25 protein-coding genes and 1 tRNA gene are annotated in these 25690 nt (G+C 61.2%); 6 read left to right on the forward strand and 20 right to left on the reverse strand.

Annotated elements, in window-relative coordinates; translation table 11 throughout:
• The first annotated feature begins 22 nt into the window (after window positions 1-22).
• From BLLJ_RS05465 to BLLJ_RS11445, 3 genes are read left to right on the forward strand one after another with little or no spacing between them, the layout of a single operon-like run.
• Window positions 23-1060 (forward strand): hypothetical protein, encoded by a 1038-nt coding sequence (locus BLLJ_RS05465; RefSeq protein ID WP_230473329.1) that lies wholly within the window; start codon window positions 23-25, stop codon window positions 1058-1060.
• A gap of 43 nt (window positions 1061-1103) precedes the next feature.
• Window positions 1104-1616, forward strand: a complete 513-nt coding sequence (locus tag BLLJ_RS05470) for a hypothetical protein (protein WP_013582758.1) — start codon at window positions 1104-1106, stop codon at window positions 1614-1616.
• A 40-nt stretch (window positions 1617-1656) separates the two neighbouring features.
• Window positions 1657-2610, forward strand: a complete 954-nt coding sequence (locus BLLJ_RS11445) for a hypothetical protein (protein WP_013582759.1) — start codon at window positions 1657-1659, stop codon at window positions 2608-2610.
• Here the strand turns inward: BLLJ_RS11445 and BLLJ_RS05480 are convergent.
• The gene (locus tag BLLJ_RS05480; RefSeq protein WP_032740836.1) at window positions 2600-3994 is read right to left on the reverse strand and encodes an SNF2-related protein; all 1395 of its coding nucleotides are present in this window, start codon (window positions 3992-3994) and stop codon (window positions 2600-2602) included. The two genes, BLLJ_RS11445 and BLLJ_RS05480, sit on opposite strands and share 11 nt — an antisense overlap.
• Before the next feature lie 73 nt (window positions 3995-4067).
• On the opposite strand from BLLJ_RS05480, the gene BLLJ_RS05485 reads away from it, so the two are divergent.
• Window positions 4068-4316 carry a hypothetical protein gene (locus BLLJ_RS05485; protein ID WP_013582761.1) on the forward strand — a complete coding sequence of 83 codons (249 nt, stop codon included), beginning with the start codon at window positions 4068-4070 and terminating at the stop codon, window positions 4314-4316.
• Window positions 4317-4418: 102 nt separating this feature from the next.
• Window positions 4419-4613 carry a helix-turn-helix domain-containing protein gene (locus BLLJ_RS05490; RefSeq protein ID WP_013582762.1) on the forward strand — a complete coding sequence of 65 codons (195 nt, stop codon included), beginning with the start codon at window positions 4419-4421 and terminating at the stop codon, window positions 4611-4613.
• 149 nt (window positions 4614-4762) lie between these two features.
• Here the strand turns inward: BLLJ_RS05490 and BLLJ_RS05495 are convergent, their stop codons facing one another.
• The 10 genes from BLLJ_RS05495 to BLLJ_RS05540 form a co-directional block, all read right to left on the reverse strand.
• A complete protein-coding gene (locus BLLJ_RS05495) occupies window positions 4763-5017 on the reverse strand; it encodes a hypothetical protein (protein WP_007052874.1) in 255 nt (84 codons plus the stop codon).
• A 23-nt stretch (window positions 5018-5040) separates the two neighbouring features.
• On the reverse strand, window positions 5041-5760 hold the full coding sequence (locus BLLJ_RS05500) for an HAD family hydrolase (protein ID WP_007052873.1): 720 nt from the start codon (window positions 5758-5760) through the stop codon (window positions 5041-5043).
• A 131-nt stretch (window positions 5761-5891) separates the two neighbouring features.
• Window positions 5892-6239, reverse strand: a complete 348-nt coding sequence (locus tag BLLJ_RS05505) for an RNA polymerase-binding protein RbpA (RefSeq protein WP_007052872.1) — start codon at window positions 6237-6239, stop codon at window positions 5892-5894.
• A 115-nt stretch (window positions 6240-6354) separates the two neighbouring features.
• Window positions 6355-8946 (reverse strand): DEAD/DEAH box helicase, encoded by a 2592-nt coding sequence (locus tag BLLJ_RS05510; protein ID WP_007057119.1) that lies wholly within the window; start codon window positions 8944-8946, stop codon window positions 6355-6357.
• 12 nt (window positions 8947-8958) lie between these two features.
• A complete protein-coding gene (locus tag BLLJ_RS05515; protein WP_007052870.1) occupies window positions 8959-9276 on the reverse strand; it encodes a hypothetical protein in 318 nt (105 codons plus the stop codon).
• A 10-nt stretch (window positions 9277-9286) separates the two neighbouring features.
• A complete protein-coding gene (locus BLLJ_RS05520; protein ID WP_007052869.1) occupies window positions 9287-11200 on the reverse strand; it encodes a helix-turn-helix transcriptional regulator in 1914 nt (637 codons plus the stop codon).
• Window positions 11201-11339: 139 nt separating this feature from the next.
• Entirely contained in the window at window positions 11340-12869 is a 1530-nt protein-coding gene (locus BLLJ_RS05525) for a UTP--glucose-1-phosphate uridylyltransferase (protein WP_007057075.1), read from the reverse strand.
• Between the two features lie 216 nt (window positions 12870-13085).
• Window positions 13086-13159: transfer RNA gene (locus tag BLLJ_RS05530), tRNA-Pro, on the reverse strand.
• Window positions 13160-13223: 64 nt separating this feature from the next.
• Window positions 13224-15353 carry a bifunctional cytidylate kinase/GTPase Der gene (gene der / locus BLLJ_RS05535; RefSeq protein ID WP_007055764.1) on the reverse strand — a complete coding sequence of 710 codons (2130 nt, stop codon included), beginning with the start codon at window positions 15351-15353 and terminating at the stop codon, window positions 13224-13226.
• A complete protein-coding gene (locus BLLJ_RS05540) occupies window positions 15350-16120 on the reverse strand; it encodes a pseudouridine synthase (protein ID WP_007052866.1) in 771 nt (256 codons plus the stop codon). Before BLLJ_RS05540 ends, der begins: the two co-directional genes overlap by 4 nt.
• Before the next feature lie 195 nt (window positions 16121-16315).
• Here BLLJ_RS05540 and BLLJ_RS05545 point away from each other — a divergent pair, with 195 nt between their 5' ends.
• Complete coding sequence (locus BLLJ_RS05545; protein WP_007055750.1) at window positions 16316-17284, forward strand: MIP/aquaporin family protein; 969 nt, start codon at window positions 16316-16318, stop codon at window positions 17282-17284.
• Here the strand turns inward: BLLJ_RS05545 and BLLJ_RS10450 are convergent.
• The 9 genes from BLLJ_RS10450 to ruvA form a co-directional block, all read right to left on the reverse strand.
• Window positions 17183-17485: a hypothetical protein gene (locus BLLJ_RS10450; RefSeq protein WP_008783527.1), complete on the reverse strand. Its 303-nt coding sequence runs from the start codon at window positions 17483-17485 to the stop codon at window positions 17183-17185. The genes BLLJ_RS05545 and BLLJ_RS10450 overlap by 102 nt on opposite strands.
• A gap of 145 nt (window positions 17486-17630) precedes the next feature.
• Window positions 17631-19268 (reverse strand): bifunctional phosphoribosylaminoimidazolecarboxamide formyltransferase/IMP cyclohydrolase, encoded by a 1638-nt coding sequence (gene purH, locus BLLJ_RS05550; RefSeq protein WP_032740837.1) that lies wholly within the window; start codon window positions 19266-19268, stop codon window positions 17631-17633.
• Window positions 19216-20595, reverse strand: a complete 1380-nt coding sequence (locus BLLJ_RS05555) for a cell division protein PerM (protein ID WP_016507687.1) — start codon at window positions 20593-20595, stop codon at window positions 19216-19218. The genes purH and BLLJ_RS05555 overlap by 53 nt, the downstream gene beginning before the upstream one ends.
• 19 nt (window positions 20596-20614) lie before the next feature.
• Window positions 20615-21526: a succinate--CoA ligase subunit alpha gene (gene sucD, locus BLLJ_RS05560; protein WP_007052862.1), complete on the reverse strand. Its 912-nt coding sequence runs from the start codon at window positions 21524-21526 to the stop codon at window positions 20615-20617.
• Window positions 21526-22728, reverse strand: coding sequence for an ADP-forming succinate--CoA ligase subunit beta (gene sucC, locus BLLJ_RS05565; RefSeq protein WP_007052861.1), 1203 nt, complete (start codon window positions 22726-22728; stop codon window positions 21526-21528). Before sucC ends, sucD begins: the two co-directional genes overlap by 1 nt.
• Before the next feature lie 96 nt (window positions 22729-22824).
• Entirely contained in the window at window positions 22825-23406 is a 582-nt protein-coding gene (locus BLLJ_RS05570) for an adenine phosphoribosyltransferase (protein ID WP_007052860.1), read from the reverse strand.
• Between the two features lie 63 nt (window positions 23407-23469).
• Window positions 23470-23889 (reverse strand): preprotein translocase subunit YajC, encoded by a 420-nt coding sequence (locus BLLJ_RS05575; RefSeq protein ID WP_010080657.1) that lies wholly within the window; start codon window positions 23887-23889, stop codon window positions 23470-23472.
• Window positions 23890-23971: 82 nt separating this feature from the next.
• A complete protein-coding gene (gene ruvB, locus BLLJ_RS05580; protein ID WP_007057107.1) occupies window positions 23972-25036 on the reverse strand; it encodes a Holliday junction branch migration DNA helicase RuvB in 1065 nt (354 codons plus the stop codon).
• A complete protein-coding gene (ruvA, locus tag BLLJ_RS05585) occupies window positions 25036-25662 on the reverse strand; it encodes a Holliday junction branch migration protein RuvA (protein ID WP_007057108.1) in 627 nt (208 codons plus the stop codon). The genes ruvB and ruvA overlap by 1 nt, the downstream gene beginning before the upstream one ends.
• Window positions 25663-25690 lie beyond the last annotated feature (28 nt).

The raw sequence follows: 25690 nt of genomic DNA on the forward strand, positions 1-25690 counted from the left end.
CCCGGGACGCATACGCGCCCGCATGTCAGACGATAACCTCGCATGCACTCCCGCGCAATGGGAGCGGATCATCAGCCGATACGCCGACCCGGCCCGGTCGAACTCGCCGGCGGGCCGGGTCGCCGCCCTGCTGCGCGACGACGCGCGCGCCTCCGACCTGGTGCGCGAATGGGTCGAGGACCAGGCCATGCGATGCATGGCGAAGGGGCAGACGGTCACGCCCACGCTGCTGACCATGATCTGCAAACGGTGCAGCAAGGAGGCGATCCTCCACAGGGAGCTGGGCGTGAGCGTCAAACTGCTGCGCGCCGGCGCCGCCTATGAGAAACGTCTCGCCGAATACCGTAACGATCATGCGTCCGCCCACCCCTCCCGGCCGGTCAGGGAACGCCTGTGGGACGAGGCGGTGGACGCGCATATCCATGGTCAGATGGAGCGCGGCGTGAGCAGCATGGTGTTCCTGCCCTACCATGACGGGCGCAACTCGCATCCGGGCTCGTCGAACCTGCTCGCATGCGGCGGCCTGCCGGAATGGGAGGCGCTGTTCGGATCGAAGCGGCGTCGTTTCGCCCCGTTGGAGGATGTGGACGAGGATCATGATCCGGCGCTCATGGACCATACGGGCGGCATGCCGTTCGAGGTGACCGCGGAATGGCTCGAACGGCATGGGATCACGCCCGCCATGCTGAACCGTCTGACCGACACGGATCTGGCCGTATTGGGCGTGGACGTCAGGTCCGCGCGCCTCGAATCCGCGGGCGGCGTCCTGGACGGGGTGGCGGGCCGCCTCGACCTCATATTGGACGATCCGCGGGCGAGCCAGGCCCTGGCGGCCGGCCGGCCGATGCTGGGGGCCGTGGAGATCCTCCACTCGCTGGGCATGGATGTGGGCATGATCCGGGCGGGCATGCGGCTCGGCCGCTGGTCGCGGGCCGGGGACGTGCACGATCCGGGCATGCTGCGCGCCGCATGGGACCGGATCCCGGGCCGTGGGGGCACGTACGACGAGTATCTGCGCGCCGTGTCCGACATTCTCGACAAGGCCCACGCCCTCGCATAGCGAGGCGATGAACGTTGTTTTCCCGAGGGAAAGGAGACCGGTCATGACCGTTGACGCGCATGGGAGAAGCCACAGGCCGTCCGGACTGCCCCAAGGGTATGCGGGCACGTATGACGGGGGCACGGGCGCGTCCGGGGGCATGGACGTGACGCCGCCCTCCTCCTATTACGACGGGCGCATGGGCGAGGCGGAACGCGCCGACCGGCCGACCGGCACGTGCCAGCGTCCACCCTCCGAAACCTCGCATGCAGGACAATTGCGCCGTCTTCTGGGCGACGATCCGGTCGAGGGAAGCGTTTCGAGCGTCGCCGGATCGTACCCGGGCCCGAACGCGCGCCTGTACGCTGACTTCGTGCGTCATCCGCGCCGCCGCACCTACACGCTGGAGGGCGAGACCATGACCCGCTCCCAGGCCCGCGACTACGCGCGCGGCATGCTCGTCGAATCGGCGCGCAACGATGCCGGGGCGTGGGGCGACGGGTATGATCCGGACGCCATGGCCGAACAGGCAGGCGACTGGTTCGACAGGACATATCCCATGCCGAAACGACGTTGACGGAGATCCATGACGGAGGGAAACGGTATCATGGGCGACCGTGACCGGATTCATACTGATCTTTGCCCTACTGTTCCTTCTCGGCATGATCGCCCTGCCGTTCATCCCCGTCATCGCGATCATCCTCCAGCGTCGGCATAACAGGAAACGCGCGCAAGGAGGCGTGTTCGTCTCGCATCGGAGCGAATACGCGAACATGGAGCCTTCGCCCGCGGACGTGGCGCACGTCGCCGCACGATACGGGATAATGCCCGATGCGCGTGGATGGATGGGATGGCGGTGCGTGACGCATGATGCGGGCGGCATGGGGGACAACATCCGCGGGGTCGCCGCGACCGTGGATCTGAACGGCTTGGCGACATATGGGCTTGTGCGCGGCGTGCCCGGCTCGGGTCTGGAAGACTCCTCGTTCACCGCGGATCAGATAGGCGCGGGCATATGGGGGGAAAGCCTGCTGGCCCGCGCGATCATGGCCGGCCGGCCGCGAGTCTTGTCATGGTGGAGCCTGTACGGTTTCGACGAATGCCTGCGCCTGTCGGACAGTGACATCGACTGCGTGCTGGTCGGGATTCGTCCCGACGGCAGGCCTGTCGCATGGTTCGTCGACGCGAAACGGTACAAGGGCGGTTCGGACACGAGTTACGTGAATGTGGATGCGTGGCATCTGGCGCGCGTCAGCCGGGCGAGACGCGCGTTCGTGCTTGACTCCGCGGGCCGCGCGTGGACATCGATGAGCCCGAACATGTGGGAGCAGCGGGAACGGTGGCAGGGTCTGCTGGCCCGATACGGCGTCGTATCGTATTGGGTGGTGTGCGTGACCCCGCCGGGCGGGCATGGGACCCCCGATATGACCACTGCCGTATGGCCGGGTGGCGTGACCTGCATGGACATACCATCGCTTCGCGCGATGATCGATTCCGTGTGTGTTCCGGACATGTTCGCCGCGATCCCGCCCGGACTGGTCTCCCTGCTTGATTCGCATATCAAATATTAACGCCCGCCGTCTCTCCTTCCAATGCGTCCATGACCGCCTCGTGCAGCATCATGCGGCCGGTCAATACGTCGAGCTTGCGACGGTCCACGGTGTTCGACTCCAATAACCGGTGGACGCGCACCGTCCTTTTCTGCCCCTGACGGTGTAATCGGTCGCATGCCTGACGGTAGTCGTCGAACGACCAGGGCAGGCTGGTCCACACGATCTCGTGTCCCCCGTCCTGGATGTTCAGCCCGTATTTCGCGGCCTGGGGGTGGGCGGCCAGGAGCGGGACGCGGCCGTTGCGCCATTCCTCCAGCACGCCTTGCTCATGCACCTCGCGCATGCCGGGGAAGCGTGCGCGCATGCGCTCCAATTCGTCGGTGAACTGGTAGAACACGAGCACCGGGCCGTCCGCCGCTGATATGATGTCCGCCAACGCGTCGAGCTTCACGTCGTCCACGTGCCGGATCGTCCCTTCCGGATCGTCCGCGTCCGGGTACAGGCAGCCGCACGTCAGTTGGGCCAGCTTCGCGGTCAGGACGCCCGCGTTGGCGACGGTGACGGTCGTCCCGTCATCCAGGTCGGCGACCATCTGCCGACGCAGCCGGTCGTACGTGTCCCGGGTCGGTTTCGGCATGTCGAGCCAATGGTCGGTCTCGATCAGGGACGGGAGTCCGGGCAGTTTGTCGCTTGCCTTCATGGAGAGGCAGAACGGTTCGATGAGGTCGAGGATCTCCTGTTGGGCGCCGTCGCGGGGCGTGTAGTCGATGGGCTGCCGGCGGCCGCCCATGTCGATGTACCGGGTGGGCGTGAACCAGCGTTCCCGGTAGCGGGTCATGGACCGTTCCAACGTTTCGGACCGGTCGATGACCGCGATTTCGCCCCACAGGTCCAATAGGTTTTTGGTGGCGGGCGTGCCGGTCAGTCCGAGCGCCCAACGGGCCTTCCTCGCATGACGGCGCAATACGAGCCCCCGGTTGGAGCGGGGCGTCTTGTAGCCGGACAGTTCGTCCACGACGAGGCCCGTCCACGGCCAGTCCCCCACCTTCCCGTCCAGCCATTTGAGGTTGTCCTGCCCGATGACGGTCACGTCCGCGCCGGCGTCCAGCGCCTGCGACCGTTGCCGCGGCGTGCCGACGGCGACCGCCCAGGTCAGGGAGTGCATGCCCTTCCAGCGTTCGAGCTCGTCGGGCCACGAGTTGCGGGCCACCAATGCGGGCGCTATGACGAGGAACCGGGCGTGCGGGTCGGCCGCGTGCATGATGTCCATGACGGCGATGCTGGTCAGCGTCTTGCCGAGCCCGGGTTCGAGGAACAGGCCGCATCCGCGGGACGGGGAGGCGAACGCCTTCAGGGCGAACCGGATGGCCTGTTTCTGGTAGTCGTGCAATGGGGTTTCCATGCACGCGCGTATGCGTCAGAACCGGGACGCATATGACGGGTTCGGTGGAGGACGTCCGGAAAGGGGTTCCGTCATGTTTGATTCCGTCGTGGCCTGGTATGGCATGCTGCCCGTCGGGGCGAGGGGCGCGGTCACGCTGGCCGTGGGCCTGCTCGTCGCCTGGATCGCGTTCAGGGTGGCGGTCAGGCTGGTGAAGGGCCTGGTCCGTTCGATCGTGGCCGCGGTGCTCGCGTTCCTGCTGGCGACCGTGCCGGGCAATCTCATCCTGCATGACGCGTACGCGCAGCTGAGGGAGAGGGCGTCCATGTCGGCCGTCATGTGACGTATGGCGTCCGTCCGCCTCCGGACGCGGGTCCCGGACGTCCTTTGCGGGAAACGCATATCCATGGGTGTCCATCGTGTTTCCCGTCGTAAGGAGCCTGACATGGCCGACAAGCCGTTCGTCCCCGTCGAGCATCGTCTCGCGCTGACCGTCCCCGAGGCGGCGGCCCTGTGCGGCATTCCGGAGAAGGTGGTGCGCGCCGCGGTCGTGCACGGCGATCTGAGGCATTTCGAGAAGGGGTCCACGACCGCCAGGATCCGCAGGTCGGATCTGGAGGATTGGGTGGCCTTGCTGTGAGTCCGACACGGATAGGCACACTTAGGCACACATGCCGTGTATGATGTTCTCCAGATGCGCGTGATTCCGCCATTCCGTGGTGCCGGCTGACTTAGTGTACGTTATGTCAGATTAGTTATCCTTGACAAGGATTCGGTCGCCTGTATCAACTAGTCCACGCATACCAAGGCCGACAGCCAAAGGAGCACCGGAGCATACCAGGCCGACAGCCAAAGGAGCACCGGAGCGACCACCGCAATTGCAAGAATCGCCGTGCCTTTCAGCCAATCCTTGTCATCTCGTTTCCAGTGGAATGCTCGCCAAATGAACCATATCAGCATGGGAATCTCATACAGCGACAGCAATGGCAAACCGATGAAAACCAGGTCGAAGCCCGCGGCGCAGGCTCCATCGCATCCCATCATGAAGAAGTCCTCGCCGTTGTGTTTCAGTGTGTTTGGAAATAACGGTTTACGGCTTCTTCGATCTGCTCGGGCTTCTCGATGATTTCGTAGGCACCGTGTTCTTCCATCTCACCGGCCGGAGCGTAGCCCCAGCGGCAGCCAATGGCGTCCAGATTGCAGGCGTGGGCGCCGTCGATGTCGGTGTAGCGGTCGCCGATCATCACGGCCTTGTCCCCCGCTGCAGCATCAAAACCGATTTTGTCGAAGCAGTACCGAATCACCTGATCCTTGTCCAAACGAGAGTTATCCCTGGATGCGCCATAGATGCCGTCCAACAGCTCGGTCAGATGGAAATGCTCACAGATCGGAACGCATTGGTACTCGGGCTTGCAGCTGGCCAACGCCAGATAATAGCCGTCGGCACGCAGCTTGAGCAGCTGTTCGCGGATACCGGGAAACACGACGTTCACCAAGCGGCCGGGAACTTTGTTGCCGGGCTCGTTCGGATCATCGAACACGGCGCGATCCGCATAGTAGCTGCGGTAGATGGTGACCGCCCGGTCAAGCTCATCCTCCGGCACATGGTTGCGTCGCAGCGATTCGATGATGGCCGGACCAATGAAACGATGCAGCTCGGCATCGTCGGGAACCGGGCGACCCAATTCCTCGAACGTCTTGACGACGGAGGCGATGATGCCGCCGTCGGACTTGGTAAGCGTGCCGTCGAGGTCCAACAGGACCACTTTCATCGGATGCTGTGCCATTGAGATTCCACTCCCCTTTGTTCATGTCGACTGCTTTGAATGGTCGTCAAACGATATGCGACTTGTTCCAACAATGATTATGCCCAGTCGGGATGACTGGGCATCAAGTTCACGTGTTGTTCAGTAGGAGATCACTCGTAGTCAGGAATCCAACCGTCACGGTGCATTTGCAGGCGCTTTTCGAGTAGGGTGGCCAGTTCCTCTTCGCTACGGCGTTCCAGCAGCATGTCCCAGTGGGTGCGGGTGGGTTTGCTGATCTCGTCGCCCTCACGGTCGGCGTCGCCCTCACGGTGGGCCACGGAACCACAACGGCACTCCCACTCGTCCGGGATTTCGGCACCCTCGGCAAACGGCAGGATGGTGCGGTGGCCCTTCGGGCATACATACGCCACATCGTTTCGTGCGGCGAAATCGACGTTGTCGTCGGACTCCAGCGATTTCGCTCCGATGCTCATGCCCCTGAGGCTACGTTCTGCCATATCGGCATCCTCCTTGAAAGATCTTTAACCCTACTAATTTACGCAACAGTTCGGACTTGGCCGCTATTCCAAGCTTCCGACGTCGGCTGACAAACTCCCATCAAACGGCCCCCCGTCAGTCCACGCCGGAGTAGGCCACCACGCCACGATTGACCCGGTCGGCCGCTTCGTGGGCGAGGCCTGCCAGCCGCTCTCCCCCGTCGAACGGCAGCGGCTGGGCGACAGCGATCTGCTGCAGCACGTCAGCCAGTCGTTTGGCAGTGCGCACGAAGTCGCCGCCGGTCATGTCGGTGCCGTACAGGCACGATCCCAGCGAACCGCCATCCGCCCATTCATACATGATGTCGAGAATGCCGAAGTCCGGCCGCTGCATCTCGTCCAGACCGTGATCCTCGCACAGGATATCGATGTCTTCACAGATGCCCTTGAGCTTGGACGAAGCGATTGCGATGGGCCCGGAGATGCCGCCCGGGTAGTGCCTCGGTTCGCCGTCTCCCCCGCGTCTGGCCTCGTATACCAGTGAAGAGAGCACAGCGGCCAGTCCGTTGGCGTCGAGCTTGTCGAACGTGCCGGCGAGCAGCGCCTCGCACAGTTCCAGGTCATGTTCACTGTAGATGCGGCGCAGCAGCGAGCCTTTTTCGGTCAACGTCATGTCAATGTGGCCGGCCGCATTGACATGACGTTCGAGGTAACCAAGCCCGGTGAGAATATCGCAGATGCGATCGAACTGACGGGCCACGGACCCGGTACGGGAGTCGTAGCGATCGGTGACGCGCTGCAGTTCGCGGGTCTCGCGGGCCCAGCGGTGGCCCCACTTGAGGTGTTGCTGGAGGTCCGGGCAGTTGCGGCATGGATGCTCGTGCTCCGCCTTGCGCAAATCGCGAATGCGCTGGTCAAGGTTCTGGAAGGCGCGTGAACGCTCCTGATCGGTCAGGAACACTTCGTGCTTCAGTTTGCGGCGGCCTTCCTTTTCGATGTCGCTCAGCTCCATACGCAGGGTCATGAACTGTTTGAAGTCGCCGTGTTCGCATGCGAACGCCTGTTCGTATCCGGCCAGCGCGTTCTTCAGTGTGTTGATCTGCGATTCCAGCTGCCAGGCCGATTCGTTGGCCTCCCACTGGGCAAACGACTGGTCCAGGGTAACGTGCGCGGTCTCGTAGTCGCTGGAGTTGAGCAGGTTCACGGCCATGTTGAACGTGGGTCGGAAGCTCGAGTGCAGCGGGTAGACACGCTTGGATGACAGCGCGGCGGCCGTGGCGGGCACAAAACCGTGATGGTCAACCACGATGGCGTGGCCGATGGTGTCGATGCCGCGCCGACCGGCACGACCGGTGAGCTGCGTGAATTCGCCGGGCGTCAGGCCCACATGACCGGTACCGTCGAACTTCTCGAGTTTCTCTACCACCACGCAGCGGGCCGGCATATTGATGCCCAAGGCCAGTGTTTCCGTGGCGAACACCATTTTGACCAGACCTTCTTCGAACAATCGTTCGACTATCTGGCGGAACAGGGCAATCATGCCGGCATGATGCGAAGCGAAGCCTTCTTCCAACGCAAAGCGGAACTTGGAGAACTGCAGGGCTTTCAGGTCTTCCTGAGTGAGTTGCCCCTCCACCATCTCATCCACGATGCGGCGAATCTTGGTCACTTCCTCATCGGTGGTGAGCTCCAGTCCAGCGTTGATACACTGTTCCACGGCCTGGTCACAACCGTTGCGCGAGAAGATGAAGTAGATGCCGGGCAACATTCCCAGAAAGTTAAGCTCGTCCACCACGGCCCAGCGGCGCGGGGTGTGGCGTTCCGCTTTCGGGGCATGGCCCTTGGCGCCTTTGCCGCCGCGGCCTCTGCCGAAGCCCTTGCGCTTATCGGGGCGTTCCTCGCCGCGCCGGCGTGCGGCCTTGCGGTCCAACTGGTCGAGCCGGTTGATGAGTTCGGCGTTGAGCTTGGTGGTCTGCTCGCCGTTGCCGTCGCGGCGATAGAGATCCAGCACCTCAGGCTCGGTGTGTTCGTCCGCCTGCACGATGACGTGCTGTTCCAAAGGCACGGGGCGGTGTTCGCTGATCACCAGTTTGGTGTCGCCTCGCACCGAGGCAATCCAGTTGGAGAAATCCTCCACGTTGGACACGGTAGCGGACAGGCCGACGATCTTGACCGTCTTGGGCAGGTGGATGATGACTTCCTCCCACACGGGCCCGCGGAACCGGTCGGCCAGATAGTGCACTTCGTCGAGAATCACGTAGCGCAGTGCGTTCAGCGTGGTGGAACGCTCGTAGAGCATGTTGCGCAGCACTTCGGTGGTCATGACCACGATGTCCGCCTCGGAGTTGATCGAGGTGTCGCCGGTGAGCAGGCCTACCTTGTCCGGGCCGTACACGTCGACCAGATCATGGTATTTCTGATTGCTCAGCGCTTTGATCGGTGTGGTATAGAAGGCTTTGACGTTGCGTTCCTGGGCGAGATAAATGGCAAAATCCGCCACTACGGTTTTGCCGGCACCGGTTGGGGCCGCGACCAGTACGTTGCTGCCGGCTTCGAGCGCGTCATTGGCTTCGGTCTGGAAGTCGTCCAGTTCGAAGGGCAGGGATTCGGCGAATCGCGCTGCTGCGGACGCCCGATGGCGCTGGACTTTTTGGAATGATGCGTACCGCTGCGAAGGGCTCAGCGTCTGGGAATCGGCATTGCCCTTATGGTGTTGGTGACGTGCCATTGCTGCTTTCCGTTAGTTGTTGAATCGCTTCCAGCGGGCCCATGCCTGGGTGTGGCGTTCGCGCTTGGCGGCCTTGCTGCGAATCACGTCCGCATGGGCCTCGGCATAACGATTCTGTGCCACGCTGAGCGGCTGAGTGAACAGAGGCGGCTCGCTGGTGTCGGCAGAGGTGCCAGACTCCCCCATCGCGGCCACGCGTTCACCGAGTTGGCCGCCGATGTCGGACATGTCTTTCAAGGCACGGATTCCATGAAGGGCTGCATAGATGAGTCCGGCAACAATCATGGCCAGCATGAACAGGGCCAGAATCAGCCATATCCACCAAGGCATGAAAGGCTCCTTACTTGTTCTCGCTGATGCTCAGTTCGCGTTCGGCGCGTGCCACGATCATGGTGCGCAACGTTTCCGGGGCGACCGCCGTGATATGACGCGCGTGTGCGATGCAGAAGGCCACGAACCAGGAGTCGGAGGAAACGGTCAGATGCACCTTTTCACCGGCACCGCATTGTTCGACGGTAGCGCCCGGCAATGTCTTGATGAATGCCAGATCGCGCTGATCGGTGATGAACACCGCGTCGGTACCGTTGTCGAAACTCCACTTGCGCAGTTCGCTCACCGGCATGTTCGGGATGTTGATCTGCTTGGTGGGCTTGACCAGTTCCGCCTTTTCGATACGGGCCAAGCGCAGCACCTGCCAGATGCGCGGCTTGCCGTTCGCCTTGTCGATGGTCTTGTCTTTGGAGACGTAGGCCTTCTTGTCCTTAGGGGCGGCGGAACCGACATCCGTGTAGACGGCGGCATAATACACGCCTTCGTCGATGAAAATCTTGGCGGGGGCCACCAGCTTGCGACGGGTACTACCGGTACCGTCGGAGTACTCCATGTCCAACAGCGAATCGGTGTTGATCGCGCGCTTGACGATGGAGAAGCTTCGGGGCTCCAGCTCATAGCCGGTCAGGCTCAGCCACGGGGTCTGGCCCGGGCTGACATGGCGGCGCAAACGCTCATACAGGGATTCGGCCTGCCCACGCTGCTTGTCCGGCAGTAACGGCGAATGCGCCAAGTAGCTGACCGAGGCGGTGAGCATGCTGAGGTATTGCGGCGAAATGCCGGCAAGACGTTCAAGGCCCAACGAATTGGTGGCGGAAACAATACCCTCGGCATCCAGCAGCGGCCAGTCGATATCGAAGAACTGGCTGCCAGCCATCTCACCATCGTCGGAAACGGTGGTCAGGGTGTTGATGTCCTTATGAATGATGTTAACGAATTTCTTGAGCTCGTCGTCGTTCTTCGGTTTGCCGATAAAGCGCTCGGCCAGCTCGCTCATCGAGAATTCCTCACCCAGGTGAGCGGAGAGGAACAGCATCAGACGCAGGCGACGATCCACCTCGCTGCCCGTTTGGAAAGCGGGGCCGTTCTTCTTGTTCTGGGCCTTGATCGACTCGGGATCACCCGGCTCACGAACATCGCGACTAATCGACGGGGAAACCACCGAGGCGCTTACAGGGCTGGCGGATTCGTCAGCCAGAGTGAATCGGCTGGCGGCGTGCAGGCGGCGATGATAGGCGTCCACAGCCTCCTGCGGGCTGACAATCGTGGCACCCGGATGCTCCAGCACAAACATGGCCAAATCGTCGGAATCGGTGTAGGCCACGTTCAGGTGTTCGCCGTCCACATCAACGGTGGCGGCAAAGCGACGCGAATCGATAACCTTGACCAGCGAGTCCGGAATGGGCTGCGTGCCCAAGCCAGGCGCAATCGAATCCAAACCGAGACCGGGAATAGGGGTCTGCGGCACACGCGGCGTGGTGCGCGACGCATGTTGGGCGAGCTGGGACTGATCCGGCTCGGAGGAAATCGACATCGAACGAGCCAGATAGTTGGCGGCGGCAAGCACCGGCATATCTTCCGGCTCGAACATCAGACGGATGCGCGGTTCGTCGCCCAACTGCAGACGGTAGGACGCGAAGTCCTGGCCTTCCGACTTGGACGAATACTCAGGCTGCCGTGATTCGATGGCGATGCCCATAGCGGCGAGCTTGGCGCGATCACGCTGGAACTGCTTGGCGAACGCGGCCTTGGCGGCCTGATCTGCCAGCTCTCCATACGAGTCGGCGTAAGCCTTGACGCGCTGCGCAATTTGGCGGGATGTGAGCCATTGCGGGAACGCGGATGACAACACAGCCAGTACGTCCAGCTCGTGCTTGCCCCATTTGTCGGAAAAACGCCGACGTCCGCTTGTGCCCTCTGCCATTAGTCCTCACGTATAGTTATTGTTTCGTTATAAGTGCGTATGAGTTTCCTCACACTCACTCTATCTTAGAGGCTTTTTCCGCACTTGAGCGCCATTTCACAAAAATAATATCTTTTTTATCGTTCGACCGTGTTGTAAATCACACCCAATCGTCCGGTTCGATGCCTTGCGGACCAACGTATTCGCCGTTCGGCACATAGCTTGGCTCGCCTTTATCTTCAAGTTTGGCGTCGGCGAACATCATGACGTCACGTCCGAATGTCCAGTCGCCCTGAATGGAAACCGAGTTGGCTGCGGCCAAAGATGGCACGGCGTAGGGGAACCGTTCGTCGAAATCGCGGATGTTCTTGTAGTATCGCGGATCAAGTTCGACGTTCGGGAAGATGTAATTGCCGTCTTCCATCTCATACGTGTCCGTCAGGTGGAAGCGATCGGAACGCATAATGAACAAATCATTGGTGGTTTTCACCGGAAGGAAGCGCATACGATCCACTTGGACGCAGATGGAACCGTTGAACAGACCGATTGCGGCACCCATGGCGGTTTCCAGCTGAATCACCTGTTCGGAGTTCGGGTCCGTGGGATTCACGGTCTTTTTGTTACGAATCACCGGCAACGGCAACACACCATCGCATTCGGCGAGCTTGTCTTTCAAAGCGTCGATGCGAATCCAGATCGAGTTGGTGTTGAAGTAAGGATGCTTGGCGATGTCTTGGGCCGCTTCCTTATCATCCGGATGGACCTGGCTCATTTCACGCAGGATCAGGCGACCAGTGGCCTTGTCTCGCACGATATGGCCTCCCTTGCGATCGGCCTTGGTGCGGATGGCCACTTCAGCCATAAACGGGGCACCTGTGTTTTCGAAGTGCTGGGCCAACGTACGCGAGGGGCGTGCACCGAGATTGTCGGAATTGGAGATGAACAGGTACTTGAAGCCGCGCTCCTCCAATACGTCAAGCAGGCCGGACTCCCAGATGGTGGAGAACAGGTCGCCGTGGCCGGGCGGGCACCATTCCAGCTCCGGGTTCATGGGGTAGCTCACCGGTTCGCCGGTGGCGGCCACGAGTTTGGGTTCCTGATGCTGGATGATTTCCATCGGCACGTCATGCTGGCTGAACTTGCGATGATGCTTGAGCGCCTTCATCGTGTCCGCCGAAGTGTGGAAGGAGTTCATGAACGTCAGCGGCAGTTCGACGTTCAGGCGGGTGCGAGCGGTAAGCACCTGACCGATGATGATGTCGATGAAGCGCATCTGCTTGGCCTTGTGCCTACGCACCGGCAACAGCGACTTGGCCTTGTCTAATCCCATGGAGGTGCCCAGACCGCCATTGAGCTTGAGGAATGCGGTCTTGGCGAAGGCGTCCACGGCCTTGTCGTGGTTGATGGTCTCATAGACGTCGTGGAAGCTGGGCACGTGGCCAAGCGGCTCGATGTCGTCCTCACGAATCCAGCTGGAGGCTTCTTCATGGCGCCATACGTCATACAAATGGTGGAACTGGTTGATGGCGGTTTCGCTCATGCCGTGCTCGCGCATCTTGGCGGCCGAAAGCTCGAAAGTCTCATCCACTTCGGGGGTGTTTACGGTTTCTTCGGGGGTGTCCGAGGTGACGGCGTCGGTGTCGTCAGCGGCGGCGATATCCAGTTGGGCCTTATCGTTTATTTCGGTCAATTCGGGTCCCTTTCGTCAAATCAATAGGAACCAGTCTAGCCCCTGTTTGGGGCAAACGCATACGACGGGGGTGCGGAGGCGGTGAATTGTCGGTGATAATTCATTACGAATGGCTTACAAAGGTAAGTCCGTCGTCATGTTGTCTCATATTGTCTGAAAACGGAAAAACCCCGGAAGACAACCACTCAAAAGTGGCAGAATTCCGGGGCTAATCGGTCGGGCCGGCGGGATTTGAACCCGCGACCCCTTGACCCCCAGTCAAGTGCGCTACCAAACTGCGCTACGGCCCGATGGTGCAAAAGCACCGAGTAGATAATTTACCAGATATTTGAAATCTGGCAAATTACGCGCGTGTCACTTCCGCTTCTTCTTCTCGCGGATGTTCACGGAGATCTGAATCGGCGTGCCTTCGAAGCCGAATTCCTCGCGCAGGGAACGCTCGATGTAGCGGCGGTAGCCGTGCTCGAGGAAGCCGGTGGCGAAGATCACGAAACGCGGCGGGCGCGTGGATGCCTGCGTGGCGAAGAGGATTCGCGGCTGCTTGCCACCACGCAACGGGTGCGGGTGGGCGGCCTGAATTTTGCCGAGGAAGGCGTTGAGCTTGCCTGTAGGAATACGCTGATCCCAGGATTCCAAGGCCTTATCCATGGCTCGCGTCAGACGGTTGGTGTGCCAGCCGGTCTTGGCGGACAGATTCACACGCTCGGCCCACATCACACGGTCGAATTCGGTGTTCCACAGGCGTTCGAGACGCTGCTTGTCGAACTCGTCCATCGCATCCCACTTATTGAACACGAGCACGATCGCACGGCCCGCATCCACGGCTGTGGACATGACCTTCAAATCCTGATCGGATACCGGCTGCGAAGCATCAAACAGGATCAGCGCCAATTCACAGCGCTCGATGGCGGCCTGCGTGCGCAGAGAGGAATAATATTCCGCGCCTGTGAGCTTGTGCTGGCGTCGCTTGATGCCGGCCGTGTCGATGAACAGCCAGTCCTCGCCATCGATGTTGACGATTTCGTCGACGGGGTCGCGCGTAGTGCCGGCCAAATCGTTGACCACGGCACGTTCTTCGCGCGCCAGCTGATTGAGCAGAGACGACTTGCCCACGTTCGGGCGGCCCACCAGAGCCACGCGGCGCAGGCCGGAAGGCGTGAGGTAGCCGGAAGTCTTCTCGGCCTGCTTGAGCTTGTCGAGCGCGACGTCCAGCAGGTCGCCCACTCCCCTGCCGTGCATGGCGGAAATCGAGTATGGTTCGCCGAGGCCGAGCTTCCAGAATTCGGCGGCAAGATATTCGCTGGCCTGGTCGTCGATCTTGTTGACGGCCAGCACGACCGGCTTGCCGGCGGCACGCAGCATCTTGACGATGCGCTCATCGGTGGTGGTCATGCCCACTTGACCATCGACAACGAATACCACAGCATCGGCCAAGGTCACGGCAACCTGTGCCTGTGAGGCGATGGCGGATTCAATGCCTTCCACGTCGGCTTCCCAGCCGCCCGTGTCCACCAGCTTGAAGTCAGTGCCGGCCCATTCCGCGTCATAGCTCACACGGTCTCGCGTAACGCCCGGCGTGTCTTCCACAACGGCGGCACGGCGGCCGAGGATACGGTTGACCAGGGATGATTTGCCCACGTTCGGACGGCCTACAACAGCCAGCACACCCACCGGCTTGGGGCCGGCCTTGCGCGCGCCTTCCGTGAAACCGCGGCCGGAAATCAGATCCTCATCGCCTTCGTCCAGCTCATAGCCTTCGAGATTGGCGGCATACTGCTCGTACTCCTGGTTCTCGATGGCGTCCTCGACCAGACCGATGAGCAGATCGAGCGTGTGGGCGAAGTCCAAATCGGAATTGTCGATGGTAGTAACGCCATCGGCGGCGGTCAGGAAGCTGGTGACCTTGGAATCGGCCTTGTCGCGCGCAGCCACATCCTCAGCACCCACGCCCTTGACGGCTTGGCCGGTGCGACGGGCCTGACGGACCTCCTCACGGGCGGTCAGCAGCACGCGCACCTCGGCGTCCGGGGACACCACGGTGGTGATATCGCGGCCCTCGGCCACGATGCCCAAACCCCCGGAGAAGGAGTCGGCCGACGCTTCGCGGGCGATGTAGGCGCGCTGGGCGGCGATGAGCACGTTGCGCACCGGGATGACGTTCGACACCTTGGAGACATGGCTGGAGACTTCGGAGGAACGAATGGCCTCGGAGATGTCCTCGTCGTCGGCGAATACGCGGGGGTTGTCCGGGTCCACGGAGATATCGAAATGGTCGCCGGTGAAGAACTCGCCCACCGCTTCGGTGATGACACGCTCATCCACGGTTTCGGCGTCCAGATCGATGTCCTGCTTCAGACACCACCAAGCGCAGGCACGATACATCGCGCCCGTGTCAAGGTAAGCGTATCCGAAATACTTGGCCAGCGCCTTGGACGTGGACGACTTGCCCACGCCGGCGGGGCCGTCGATGGCAACGCGAATCACAGACCAACCTCCTTGGACAGCGAACGGACTTCCGTCTGGGACAGCACGCGGTAGGAACCGGGCTTCAAATCACCGAGCTTGATCGGGCCGATCTGGGTGCGCACCAAGCGCTTGACCGGGAAGCCGATTGAGCCGAAGATACGTCGCACGATGCGGTTCTTGCCGGAGTGCAGCACGACCTTGACCATCGTGTGGTCACGCGAGGAGTCGATGATCGCGCAGTGGTCGAGCTTGATCCAGCCGTCGTCGAGCTGCACGCCGGTGGTCACGAGTCGACGGCACACGGTGCCGGAGATCTTGCCTTCCAGCGTAGCGACGTAGGTCTTCTCGACCTCGTACTTGGGGTGCATGACGTGCTGCGAGAGCTCGCCGTCGTTCGTCATGAGGATAAGACCCTCGGAATCGTAGTCGAGACGGCCCATGTGGAAGATGCGCTCGTACTTGTCGCCCACGATGTCGCGCAGCGTGTAGCGGCCCTTCGGGTCGTCCATGGCGGAGAGCACCTTGCGGGGCTTGTTCAGCGCCAGAGTGACGTGGTTCGGATTGACGCGTACGCGCGAACCGTCTACGCGCACCTGCTGCTTATGAGGGTCAACGCGAGTTCCGAGCTCGGTGACCAGTTCACCGTCGACCTCGACACGGCCTTCGGTGATCATGTCCTCGCACTTGCGGCGGGAACCGAATCCCGCTTGGGCAAGCAGCTTCTGGAGTCGAATGGAATTGGAATCGTCTTGCGCTTTCGCAGCGCGGGAATATGCGTTTGGCATCGTTCTCCCAACGTGGCCGGACAGATTCTGTCATCGCAGAGACTGTCGATTTGTATACATACTTCAGAGTTGGCGGACTGGAATCCCAGTCAATTCCAACCTATATATCATACCGCAACGTAGGACTGCTGCTAGACTGGCAACCGTTTGTGCGGGTTCGCCCGTCTTCCAACAGATGAAAAGGAATGAACAATCATGGAAGAAACCAAGCAACAGCCGCTGGCTCTGCGCGTGTGCGCCGAATTGGCCGGCAGCTTCCTGCTGTGCTTTGCCATTTACGCCTTCTCCACATGGGGTTCGGCCGTGTATGGCATCAATATCGTGTTCTTCGCGTTGGCTACCGGCTTGGCATATGCCGCAGTCACCGCCATCTTCTCCCGCGTGTCCGGTGGCCAGCTGAATCCGGCCATCACCGTAGCCTCCGTGCTGGTTTCCAAGACGAAAATCCTGGATGGCATCCTCTATGTGATCGCTCAGGTCATCGGTGCCATCGCCGCCGGCTTCGCCGTGGTCAAGCTGCTGCCCACATCCGAGCAGGTAGCTGCCAAAGTGTGGCTGACTCCGGCCGTTAACGGTTTCGAAAACGGCTCCGTGTCTTACTCGCTGCTGACCCAGTATGGCATTACGTTCTCGATTACGCTGGCGATTGTCGTCGAGGTCGTTGCCTCTCTGATTGTCGTTGCCACCGCCATGTCTTCTCTGGGTGATCACGGCGAGTCCTCGGACCGTCATGTCATTGCCATGGGTCTTGCCTATGGTCTGGCCACCGCCATCAGCTACCCGGTTACCGGTGCCGGTCTCAATCCCGCCCGTTCCACCGGCATCGCACTGGCCGCGATGAATGAGGGTCTTACGCAAAATCCGCTGCAGCAGCTGTGGGTATTCTGGATTAGCCCGGTCTTGGCCGCCGCTGTGGTGGCGTTGGTCATGATCATCGCGCAGATGATGACCACTCCCAAAGTGCCGGCTGCCGCCGATCTTCCGCAGACGGATGCCGATGCAAACGCGGACACGCTCGACGATGGCGAATTCTTCGATCAGGCCGCCTCGTCTGATGGCGATTCAGCGGAAAAAGATGTTGCCGAAGAGTCCAAAGAAGCTGAAGTAGGTAATCAGCAGGCCGATTCCCAAGGCGATGCCGATGAAGGAGTCGAACGCCACTGAGCGCACTTTCCATGGGCTTCTGTCCTGAAGAATCAGGCGAACAAGCCCGGTGATGATGGCCGTCACGGCAAGTATGACCGTGGCGGCCATCGTATATCCGAAAGCAACCAGCAGTGTGATGACGGCGACGACGCCGAGTACGCACCATTCAAACCATGGCTTGCCCTCATGTGCTTCGGATACATAGGGATGGTTGTGCATGTTGCGATTCCTTCTGTCGAACGGTTACGTGACCACAATAGCAGGCGAATAGCAAAGGTGGGATTCCGCTTGGACCCGTTGACGGGTCAGGCGGAATCCCACCTTTGTGCGTTTTGGCTGAGCTGCTCCCCTCAGAGAGTCCCGATCAGTGGAAGAAGTGGCGGGTGCCGGTGAGGTACATGGTCACGCCGGCCTTCTTGGCCGCTTCGATGACCTCCTCATCGCGGATGGAGCCGCCAGGCTGCACGATGGCCTTGACGCCCGCGTCGATAAGCACCTGGGCACCATCGGCGAACGGGAAGAACGCATCGGATGCCGCGACCGCACCGGTGGCGCGATCGGCACCATCGGCCAGCGTGTTGGCGCGCTCGACGGCCAAATGGCAGGAGTCCACGCGGTTGACTTGGCCCATGCCGATGCCAACCGTGGCCTGGTCGTGGGCCAGCAGGATGGCGTTGGACTTCACGCAGCGGATTGCACGCCATGCGAACACGAGGTCCTTCAGCGTGTCAGCGTCGGCGGCCTCGCCGGCCACGAGCTTCCAGGCGTCCGGATCGTCGCCGACGGCGTTGATCAGATCAGTGTCCTGCACAAGCAGGCCGCCATCGATCTGGCGGATGGCCTCGTGGCCCTTCGGCGGCTCGGCCACCTCGAGGATGCGCAGGTTCTTCTTCTTGGTCTGCAGCAGTTCGAGCGCGGCCGGCTCATAGTCGGGGGCGACGATGACTTCGGTGAAAATCGGGCGCACGCTTTCGGCCATCTCAAGGGTGACCTTGGAGTTGCAGGCGATCACACCGCCGTAGGCGCTCATCGGGTCGCAGGCGTGAGCCTTCTTGTGGGCCTCGGCCGCGGTCGCGCCGATGGCCAGACCGCACGGATTGTTGTGCTTGACTACGGCCACGGCAATGGCGGGAGCCATATCCCATACGGTGCGCCAGGCGGCGTCCGCGTCCACGTAGTTGTTGTAGCTCATCGGCTTGCCGCCGAGCTGCTCGGCGTGGGCGAAACCGGTCTGGTTGAGCGGGTCGATGTAGAGGGCGGCCTGCTGGTGGGAGTTCTCGCCGTAGCGCAGGGTGTGCGCACGATCCCAGGTGCGGGTGAACTGGGCCGGGAACTTGGCGGAATCGACTTCAGTGCCCTGATCGTCCTTGTCCACCTCGACGGCGTCCAGAGAGGCCGGCTTGGGCCAGTGCTTGGCGGTCCACTCGTTGATGGTGGCGTCATAGGCGGCGGTGTGCGCGAAGGCCTTGGCGGCAAGCCACTTGCGCTCGTCCAAGGAGAAGCCGGTGCCGTCGGCCACGCGGGAGGCGACCAGTGCATAATCGGCCGGGTCGGTGACGATGGCCACGGTGGCGTGGTTCTTGGCCGCGCCGCGCACCATGGAGGGGCCGCCGATGTCGATCTTCTCGATGGTATCGGCCTCGTTGGCGCCGGAGCGCACGGTGTCGGCGAACGGGTACAGGTTGACGACCACCAAGTCGAACGGCTTGATGCCGAACTCCTCGAGCTGCTTGGCATGCTCGGGGTTGGTCATATCAGCCAGAATACCGGCGTGAATGTACGGGTGCAGCGTCTTGACGCGGCCGTCGAGGCATTCGGGGAATCCGGTGACATCGGACACCTCGGCTACTTTGACGCCCAGTTCGGCAAGCTTCTTGGCGGTCGAACCAGTGGAAACGACTTCGGTGCCGGCCTTCACGAACGCTTCCGCGAGTACTTCGATGCCTTCCTTATGAAAGACCGAGACCAGTGCTCGACGTATCGGTCGGTTCGTGTTTGTCATCCTGTTCCTCCTTGGATTCTTGTGGTTGTGACGCTAGGAACCGCGCCTGATGAACGGTGGCGGTCTTCGATGTCGCGGCGGTGGTGCGGGAATCCTTGATTCTCTCAACCAACCAGACTATCGGAAAAACGAGCGCTGTGCCAATCAGCGCGAGCAGCCATGCCGCGGTAAGTCCCAGTGCGGTCGAATGACCGACGACTCTGGTGGAGGCCATGACGTCGACGCCTATGTGAGCAAGACGATGATCGCCAAGCGATCCATTGGACAGAGCGAACAGCAATGTGGATGCCAGTGAGATCAGCATCGCGCTCAGGCAGAATGCCCCGGCGGAGTAGATCAGCGAAACCAGTACCGGGCCGCGGGTGGACGTATCCCGTACATTCAACGGTCTGCAGGCGAATCCTTGCGGTAGGAATACAGCCAGCAGGCCCACGAGCGCAGCGATGGCGAGAGGCGCGTTCAAGGCAACGGTACGCCATAGTTCGCTGCTGACCGGTTCGGGCAGAATACCGAATACCGGAATTGCAGGAAGCTCTTTGGATTGGCCGAGCCATAATGTGAAACTGGCCAAATCACCGATGGCGAATCCGCCGCCGAAGAGCCAGGAAACAGCCCAGAGCATGACGTTGGGTAGCCAGATCAGCATGGCGACGGTGGTGAGAATTCGTGAACCTGTTTCCATCCCGGACAATTCGAACAACGATACGACAGCGGCATGGTTGCGTACCGACCATACGATGACGGTAATCAATCCAATTGCCAGATATATGCTCAGTATCGCGACGGCCAAGGCGACGCCGATTTTCAGGCAGTGGCGTATGTCCGCCGGCACCTGCTTGCGAGTCCAGTCCCTGAATGCTCGCATTTTGGCTGATTCCGGTACGGCTGCGCATAGGAAACCGATCGAGAATACGATGGCTGCTTTCAGCAACACCAGCCACTGGTCATCGACAAGACCTAGGTGCACGGATTGCCGGAATGCCTCGTTCAACCCGAGCCAAACAATCAATCCGGCAACATACGCATGCGGCCCGTATGCCTTGATTCGCATGGTGAGTGCATTGATCAGCCATATCAGCAGTATGGTCAACAGCAATGGCGTGATGGTGAGGGTGAACGAATCGGTTCTAAAGCCCGATCCCTCACTCAGAAGCACAACGGCCTGTGTCAGCGAGGTTGTGCCGACGGTGAGATTGTCGCCGCCCTCTTCCATAGAGACGACCAATAACATCAGCGCTGTATAGCAGCCTAATGCAACGGCATAGATGGCCATGGATGCGAGGGCGACTATGGCTCCCCGCACCCATTGGCGAATCACGGCTTTCATCACGATTGGTTGGAACCGATCAGTCGATGTTGGCCTTGGCGAGTACGTCACGCATGATTTCGGCGGCCTGGCCCGGGGTCTTGCCCACGGGGATGCCCGCCGCCTCGAGCGCGTTCTTCTTGTCCTGGGCGGTGCCCTTGCCTCCGGAGACGATGGCGCCGGCGTGGCCCATCTGCTTGCCTTCGGGGGCGGTGAAACCGGCGATGTAGGCGACAACCGGCTTGGTCATGTGCTCCTTGGCCCATGCGGCGGCGTCCTGTTCGGCGAAGCCGCCGATTTCGCCGATCATCATGACAGCCTTGGTGTCGGGGTCGGCTTCGAATGCCTGCAGGGCTTCCAGCAGCGTCGTGCCGACGATCGGGTCGCCGCCGGCGCCGAGACAGGCGGTGAAGCCGATATCGGACAATTCGCCCATGAGCTGGTAGGTGAGGGTGCCGGATTTGGAGACCAGTCCGAGCGGGCCGCGGCCGACGATGCCGTCGGGGATGATGCCCAGATTGACGCCGGGGTTGCCGAGCGTGATGAGACCAGGGCAGTTCGGTCCGATGATGCGCACGCCCTTCTTGAGCGCCAGTTCGACGAAGTATGCGGAATCGGCCACCGGAATGCCTTCAGTGATGACCACGATGAGTTCGATGCCGGCTTCGACGGCTTCGACCACGGCGGACTTGGCGAACTTCGGCGGCACGAACACCACGCTGGCCTTGGCGCCGGTGGCTTCACGTGCTTCGCCGCAGGTGGCGAACACGGGGATGTCCGCGTCGGCACCGTTCTTGGCACCGGGGAAGGTGACGGATGTGCCGGCCTTGCGCGGGTTCACGCCGCCGACGATATTGGTGCCGGCCTTGAGCATGCGAGCCGTATGGGTCATGCCCTGATGGCCGGTCATGCCCTGGACGATAACGGGAGCGCCGTCTTCGATGAACAGCATCAGCGAACCTCCTTGGACTGGGTCGCCTCACCGGCGAGCTGCGCGGCCTTGGCTGCCGCGCCTTCCATGGTTTCGGACACATGGATATTCGGGTTATTGGCGGAGGCGAGGATATGCAGGCCCTCGGCGGCGGCGTTGCCATCGAAGCGCACAACGATCGGCTTGGAACCGCCGAGCTTGGCGACCGCTTCGAGGATGCCGTTGGCGACTTCCACGCAGGAGGTGATGCCGCCATAGACATTGATGAACACGGATTCGACCTGAGGGTCGGACAGTACGATCTCCAGGCTTTCGGCCATGACGGCTGCGGAGGCGCCGCCGCCGATGTCCAGGAAGTTGGCGGGCTTGATGTTGGTGCCCTGTTCCTCGCCAGCGCCGGAGACGGCATCCAGGGAACTCATGACGAGTCCTGCACCGTTGCCGATCACACCGACCTCGCCGTGCAGGTGCACGTAGTGCAGGCCGTGTTCGCGGGCGCGCTGTTCGAAGGGGTCGGGAACGATGGGATCCACGAAACGCGCCCAGCCGTCATGGCGGAAGGAGGCGTTGTCATCCAAGGAGATCTTGGCGTCCAAGGCGCTCAGCTGCTTGGTGGATTCGTCATCCGGGTCGCCGATCTTGGCGAGCGGATTGATTTCCACGAGCGTGGCGTCGTTGTCTTTGAAGCAGCGCCACATCTTGAGCAGAATCTGTGCGGCCTGATCGACGTCCGCGTGGTAGAAGCCGATGCTCTGTGCCATTTCGGTGGCAGCGGCCAGGTCGAAGTCACCGAGCGCATCGATGTGCAGGCGCTTGACGGCCTCCGGATGTTCCTTGGCGATTTCCTCGACTTCGGTGCCGCCGTTAGCGGTGGCCAGCACGTCGAAGTCGCGCGAGGTGCGGTCCACGGAGATGGACACGTAGTATTCGTGCAGGATGTTCTTGGCTTCGGCTACAAGCACGCCGGAAACCTTGTGCCCGTGGATGGTCATCGGCAGGATGGACTCGGATTCAAGAATCGCCTCGTCGCGGTTATGGGCGATCTTGACGCCGCCGGCCTGACCACGATGACCGATCTTGACCTGCGCCTTGATTACGCAGGGATAGCCGATTTTGTCCGCCGCTTCTGCGACTTCATGGGAGTTCTGGGCAAAGATGGCGTCCGGGGTGGGAATGTCCTGTTCCTCGAGCAGCTGACGCGCCTGGTATTCGTAAAGATCCATCGATCCTTCCCTGACTATGTAATTGGTCCGGCATGTAACTGTACACAGTACATGCCGGACCTTGAAAACTGACTGTACGTTGGGTGAGACGAAATCTCAGGCCGGCATCGCGATCAGCGAGCTGCTGGGCTTGCCGTCGAGCTTATCCAGACCGTCGAGGCCATCGAGCCGCATCACGAAACTGAAGCCCACCACGGTGCCACCGGCCTTTTCGATAAGGTCGGTGGCGGCTTTGGCGGTGCCGCCCGTGGCGATGAGGTCATCGACGATGAGCACTCGCTTCCCTGCCTGTACGGCGTCGGTTTCGATTTCGACACTGGCCGTGCCGTATTCGAGGTCATAGGATTCACCGATGGTTTCAGGCGGCAACTTGCCGGCCTTACGCACGGCGATGAAACCCTTGCCCAAATGGGCGGCCATGGCCGGGCCGAACAGGAACCCGCGCGATTCGAGACCGGCAATGGAGTCGAATTCGCTCGGGGACACCGGCAGGGCCTCTTCAAGTGCTTTGAGCAGAATCTTCAAGCCCTTGGGGTCGGCGAGCACTGGCATGAAATCACGGAAGATGATGCCTTCCTTGGGAAACCCCGGTACGGAACGCACCAAGGACACCAGATATTCGGCGTCCTGTTGCCCTACCTTGCTCAATGCGTCGATGGTGATGTCCGACTGTGCCATAGTGCTCGCCCCTTTTATGCCTTTGCGATGCGATACGCGGATGGTGCTACCGAATCGAACAGCTTACTTCGTCTTGGTTTCGTTGTCGTCACCGGTCTCGTCAGCGGTGTCTTCCTCGGACACGACGGACGCCTCGATCGGAACCTGACCAGCCTCATCGTTAGCCGGAGCCTCGGTGTCTTCGTCGGGCAGCGGGTTGCCGTTCTCGTCGACCTCATCATCGGACACATAGGCCGGGCGGGTGTACTCACGGGCGATGGCGTTGAAGCCGAAACGCAGCTTGGAGCCTTCGGAGTCGATGACGATCTCCTCATACTGCTCGTCGACTTCGACGACCTTGCCGATCACCTGGCCGATGGTGATGACCTCGGTGCCGGGCTGCAGGTTGCGACGGAAGTCCTGCTTCTCCTGCTGTTGCTGCTTGGCCTTCTTGGACTGCCACCACATCATGCCGCCGAACACGACGACGATCACGATGAGCATAATGTACTGTTGTTCCACGAAACAACTCCTTCAAACGAGCGACATTGACGAAACGCCGCCAAGTGTGCAAACAGGAGAAAGTCTAGAAGAGCTTGCTGACATCATCTTTGGGCGTAATTCCCAAATGCTGCCATGCCTTCTCGGTAGCCACGCGGCCTTTGGGCGTGCGAATCATAAAACCTTCGCGCACGAGATACGGCTCGCACACGGTTTCCACGGTTTCCGATTCCTCGCCCACCATGGCCGCCAGATTGTTCAGGCCCACGGGTCCACCGTTGAAGTTGCGCACGATGGCATTGAGCACGGCGATGTCCAGCCGGTCGAGGCCTTCGGAGTCGATCTGGTACAGGGCCAGCGCCTCCTTGACGTCGTCCGGCCGCACCACGATCAGGTCGTGGACGATGGCCCAGTCGCGTACACGGCGTAGCAATCGGTTGGCGATACGCGGCGTGCCGCGCGAACGCAACGCAAGCTCATGAGCGGAACCCGCATCAAGGTTTACGCCCAGTACGTTGGCCGAACGTTCGATGAGCTTTTCCAACTCCTCATGCGGATAGAAGTCGAGATGTGCGGTGAAGCCAAAGCGTGCGCGCAACGGGCTTGGCAGCATACCTTCGCGCGTGGTGGCACCGATGACGGTGAATCGCGGCAGGGTCAGCGGGATGGAGCTTGCGCCCGGGCCTTTGCCGACCATCACATCGACGCGGAAGTCCTCCATCGCGATATACAGCAGCTCTTCGGCGGCGCGCGGCAGACGATGGATCTCGTCGATGAACAGCACTTCGCCGACGTCGAGGGAGCTCAGAATCGAAGCAAGATCACCGGCATGTTGAACCGCAGGGCCGGAAGTCACGCGAATCGGCACTTCAAGCTCATTGGCAACGATCATGGCCAACGTGGTTTTGCCCAAGCCAGGAGGGCCGGCAAGCAGAATATGGTCCGGTGGCACATCGCGTTTGCGGGCCGCGTCCAGGAACAGTTGCAGCTGGGCCTTGAGCCGTGGCTGTCCGATAAAGCCTTCGAGAACATGGGGGCGCAGCTCCTCGTCGCTGACCGGCTCGTTGCCGATCGGCTGGGAGGAGACCATGCGCAACGACTCTTCGTTGGCACCGGTGTTGGAGGCTCCGTAATCCGTTGTCTCGCTCATCAGCGGCCCCTATCCATCAGCGCCAAAGCCAGACGTAGCACACGCGGCACATCGTCGGTGGCAAGCGGCGTGGGAATATCGTTTTCGGCGCAAGCCTCGGCAACGGCCTGTTGGGCGTCCTGCTGACGCCAGCCAAGTGAAATCAGTCCTTCGACAACCTGTTCCGTACCGGTATCCACCGGAGACTTGGATATTGCCGCCTGAGCGGAAGCACCCTCGATCTGACTCAAATCAATAGAGCCCTTAAGCTCGAGGATGATTTTCTGTGCGCCCTTCTTGCCCAGCCCCGGAGCCTTGGCCAGCGCGGTGGCGTCGTTGTCGGCGATGGCGTGGGCCAGCTGACTCGGCGTCAGTGTGGAGAGTAACGATTGGGCCACTTTAGGTCCAATGCCGGAGACCTTGATGAGTTGCAGAAAGGTTTTCTTGGCGTCCCGATCCAGGAATCCATGCAGGGTAATGGCATCCTGAGAGAGGTTCATATAGGTGAAGACGCGGGTGTCTTGCCCGGCGTGCAGACGGCTCAGGTCGGTGGCGGACATGCGCACTTCGTAGCCCACTCCCCCAACATCAATCAATGCGGTATCGGTTTCGACCGATTCAACCCGCCCGGTCAGCATGCCGATCATACAGGTACTCCTTCAGGGCTCCAGGATT

It is taken from the genome of Bifidobacterium longum subsp. longum JCM 1217 (assembly GCF_000196555.1).
In the GTDB taxonomy this organism is placed as follows: domain Bacteria; phylum Actinomycetota; class Actinomycetes; order Actinomycetales; family Bifidobacteriaceae; genus Bifidobacterium; species Bifidobacterium longum.

Coding starts and splice junctions, on each gene's coding strand:
- BLLJ_RS05515 (WP_007052870.1), bottom strand. CDS start 9,276: ATGCCTTGGTGGATATGGCTGATTCTGGCCCTGTTCATGCTGGCCATG.
- BLLJ_RS05495 (WP_007052874.1), bottom strand. CDS start 5,017: ATGATGGGATGCGATGGAGCCTGCGCCGCGGGCTTCGACCTGGTTTTC.
- BLLJ_RS05555 (WP_016507687.1), bottom strand. CDS start 20,595: ATGAAAGCCGTGATTCGCCAATGGGTGCGGGGAGCCATAGTCGCCCTC.
- BLLJ_RS05575 (WP_010080657.1), bottom strand. CDS start 23,889: ATGCTCATCGTGATCGTCGTCGTGTTCGGCGGCATGATGTGGTGGCAG.
- sucC (WP_007052861.1), bottom strand. CDS start 22,728: ATGGATCTTTACGAATACCAGGCGCGTCAGCTGCTCGAGGAACAGGAC.
- ruvB (WP_007057107.1), bottom strand. CDS start 25,036: ATGAGCGAGACAACGGATTACGGAGCCTCCAACACCGGTGCCAACGAA.
- BLLJ_RS05490 (WP_013582762.1), top strand. CDS start 4,419: ATGGCCGACAAGCCGTTCGTCCCCGTCGAGCATCGTCTCGCGCTGACC.
- BLLJ_RS05480 (WP_032740836.1), bottom strand. CDS start 3,994: ATGGAAACCCCATTGCACGACTACCAGAAACAGGCCATCCGGTTCGCC.
- BLLJ_RS05465 (WP_230473329.1), top strand. CDS start 23: ATGTCAGACGATAACCTCGCATGCACTCCCGCGCAATGGGAGCGGATC.
- sucD (WP_007052862.1), bottom strand. CDS start 21,526: ATGCTGTTCATCGAAGACGGCGCTCCCGTTATCGTCCAGGGCATGACC.
- BLLJ_RS05500 (WP_007052873.1), bottom strand. CDS start 5,760: ATGGCACAGCATCCGATGAAAGTGGTCCTGTTGGACCTCGACGGCACG.
- ruvA (WP_007057108.1), bottom strand. CDS start 25,662: ATGATCGGCATGCTGACCGGGCGGGTTGAATCGGTCGAAACCGATACC.
- BLLJ_RS05510 (WP_007057119.1), bottom strand. CDS start 8,946: ATGGCACGTCACCAACACCATAAGGGCAATGCCGATTCCCAGACGCTG.
- BLLJ_RS05545 (WP_007055750.1), top strand. CDS start 16,316: ATGGAAGAAACCAAGCAACAGCCGCTGGCTCTGCGCGTGTGCGCCGAA.
- BLLJ_RS05520 (WP_007052869.1), bottom strand. CDS start 11,200: ATGGCAGAGGGCACAAGCGGACGTCGGCGTTTTTCCGACAAATGGGGC.
- purH (WP_032740837.1), bottom strand. CDS start 19,268: ATGACAAACACGAACCGACCGATACGTCGAGCACTGGTCTCGGTCTTT.
- BLLJ_RS05485 (WP_013582761.1), top strand. CDS start 4,068: ATGTTTGATTCCGTCGTGGCCTGGTATGGCATGCTGCCCGTCGGGGCG.
- BLLJ_RS05470 (WP_013582758.1), top strand. CDS start 1,104: ATGACCGTTGACGCGCATGGGAGAAGCCACAGGCCGTCCGGACTGCCC.
- BLLJ_RS05540 (WP_007052866.1), bottom strand. CDS start 16,120: ATGCCAAACGCATATTCCCGCGCTGCGAAAGCGCAAGACGATTCCAAT.
- BLLJ_RS05570 (WP_007052860.1), bottom strand. CDS start 23,406: ATGGCACAGTCGGACATCACCATCGACGCATTGAGCAAGGTAGGGCAA.
- BLLJ_RS10450 (WP_008783527.1), bottom strand. CDS start 17,485: ATGCACAACCATCCCTATGTATCCGAAGCACATGAGGGCAAGCCATGG.
- BLLJ_RS05505 (WP_007052872.1), bottom strand. CDS start 6,239: ATGGCAGAACGTAGCCTCAGGGGCATGAGCATCGGAGCGAAATCGCTG.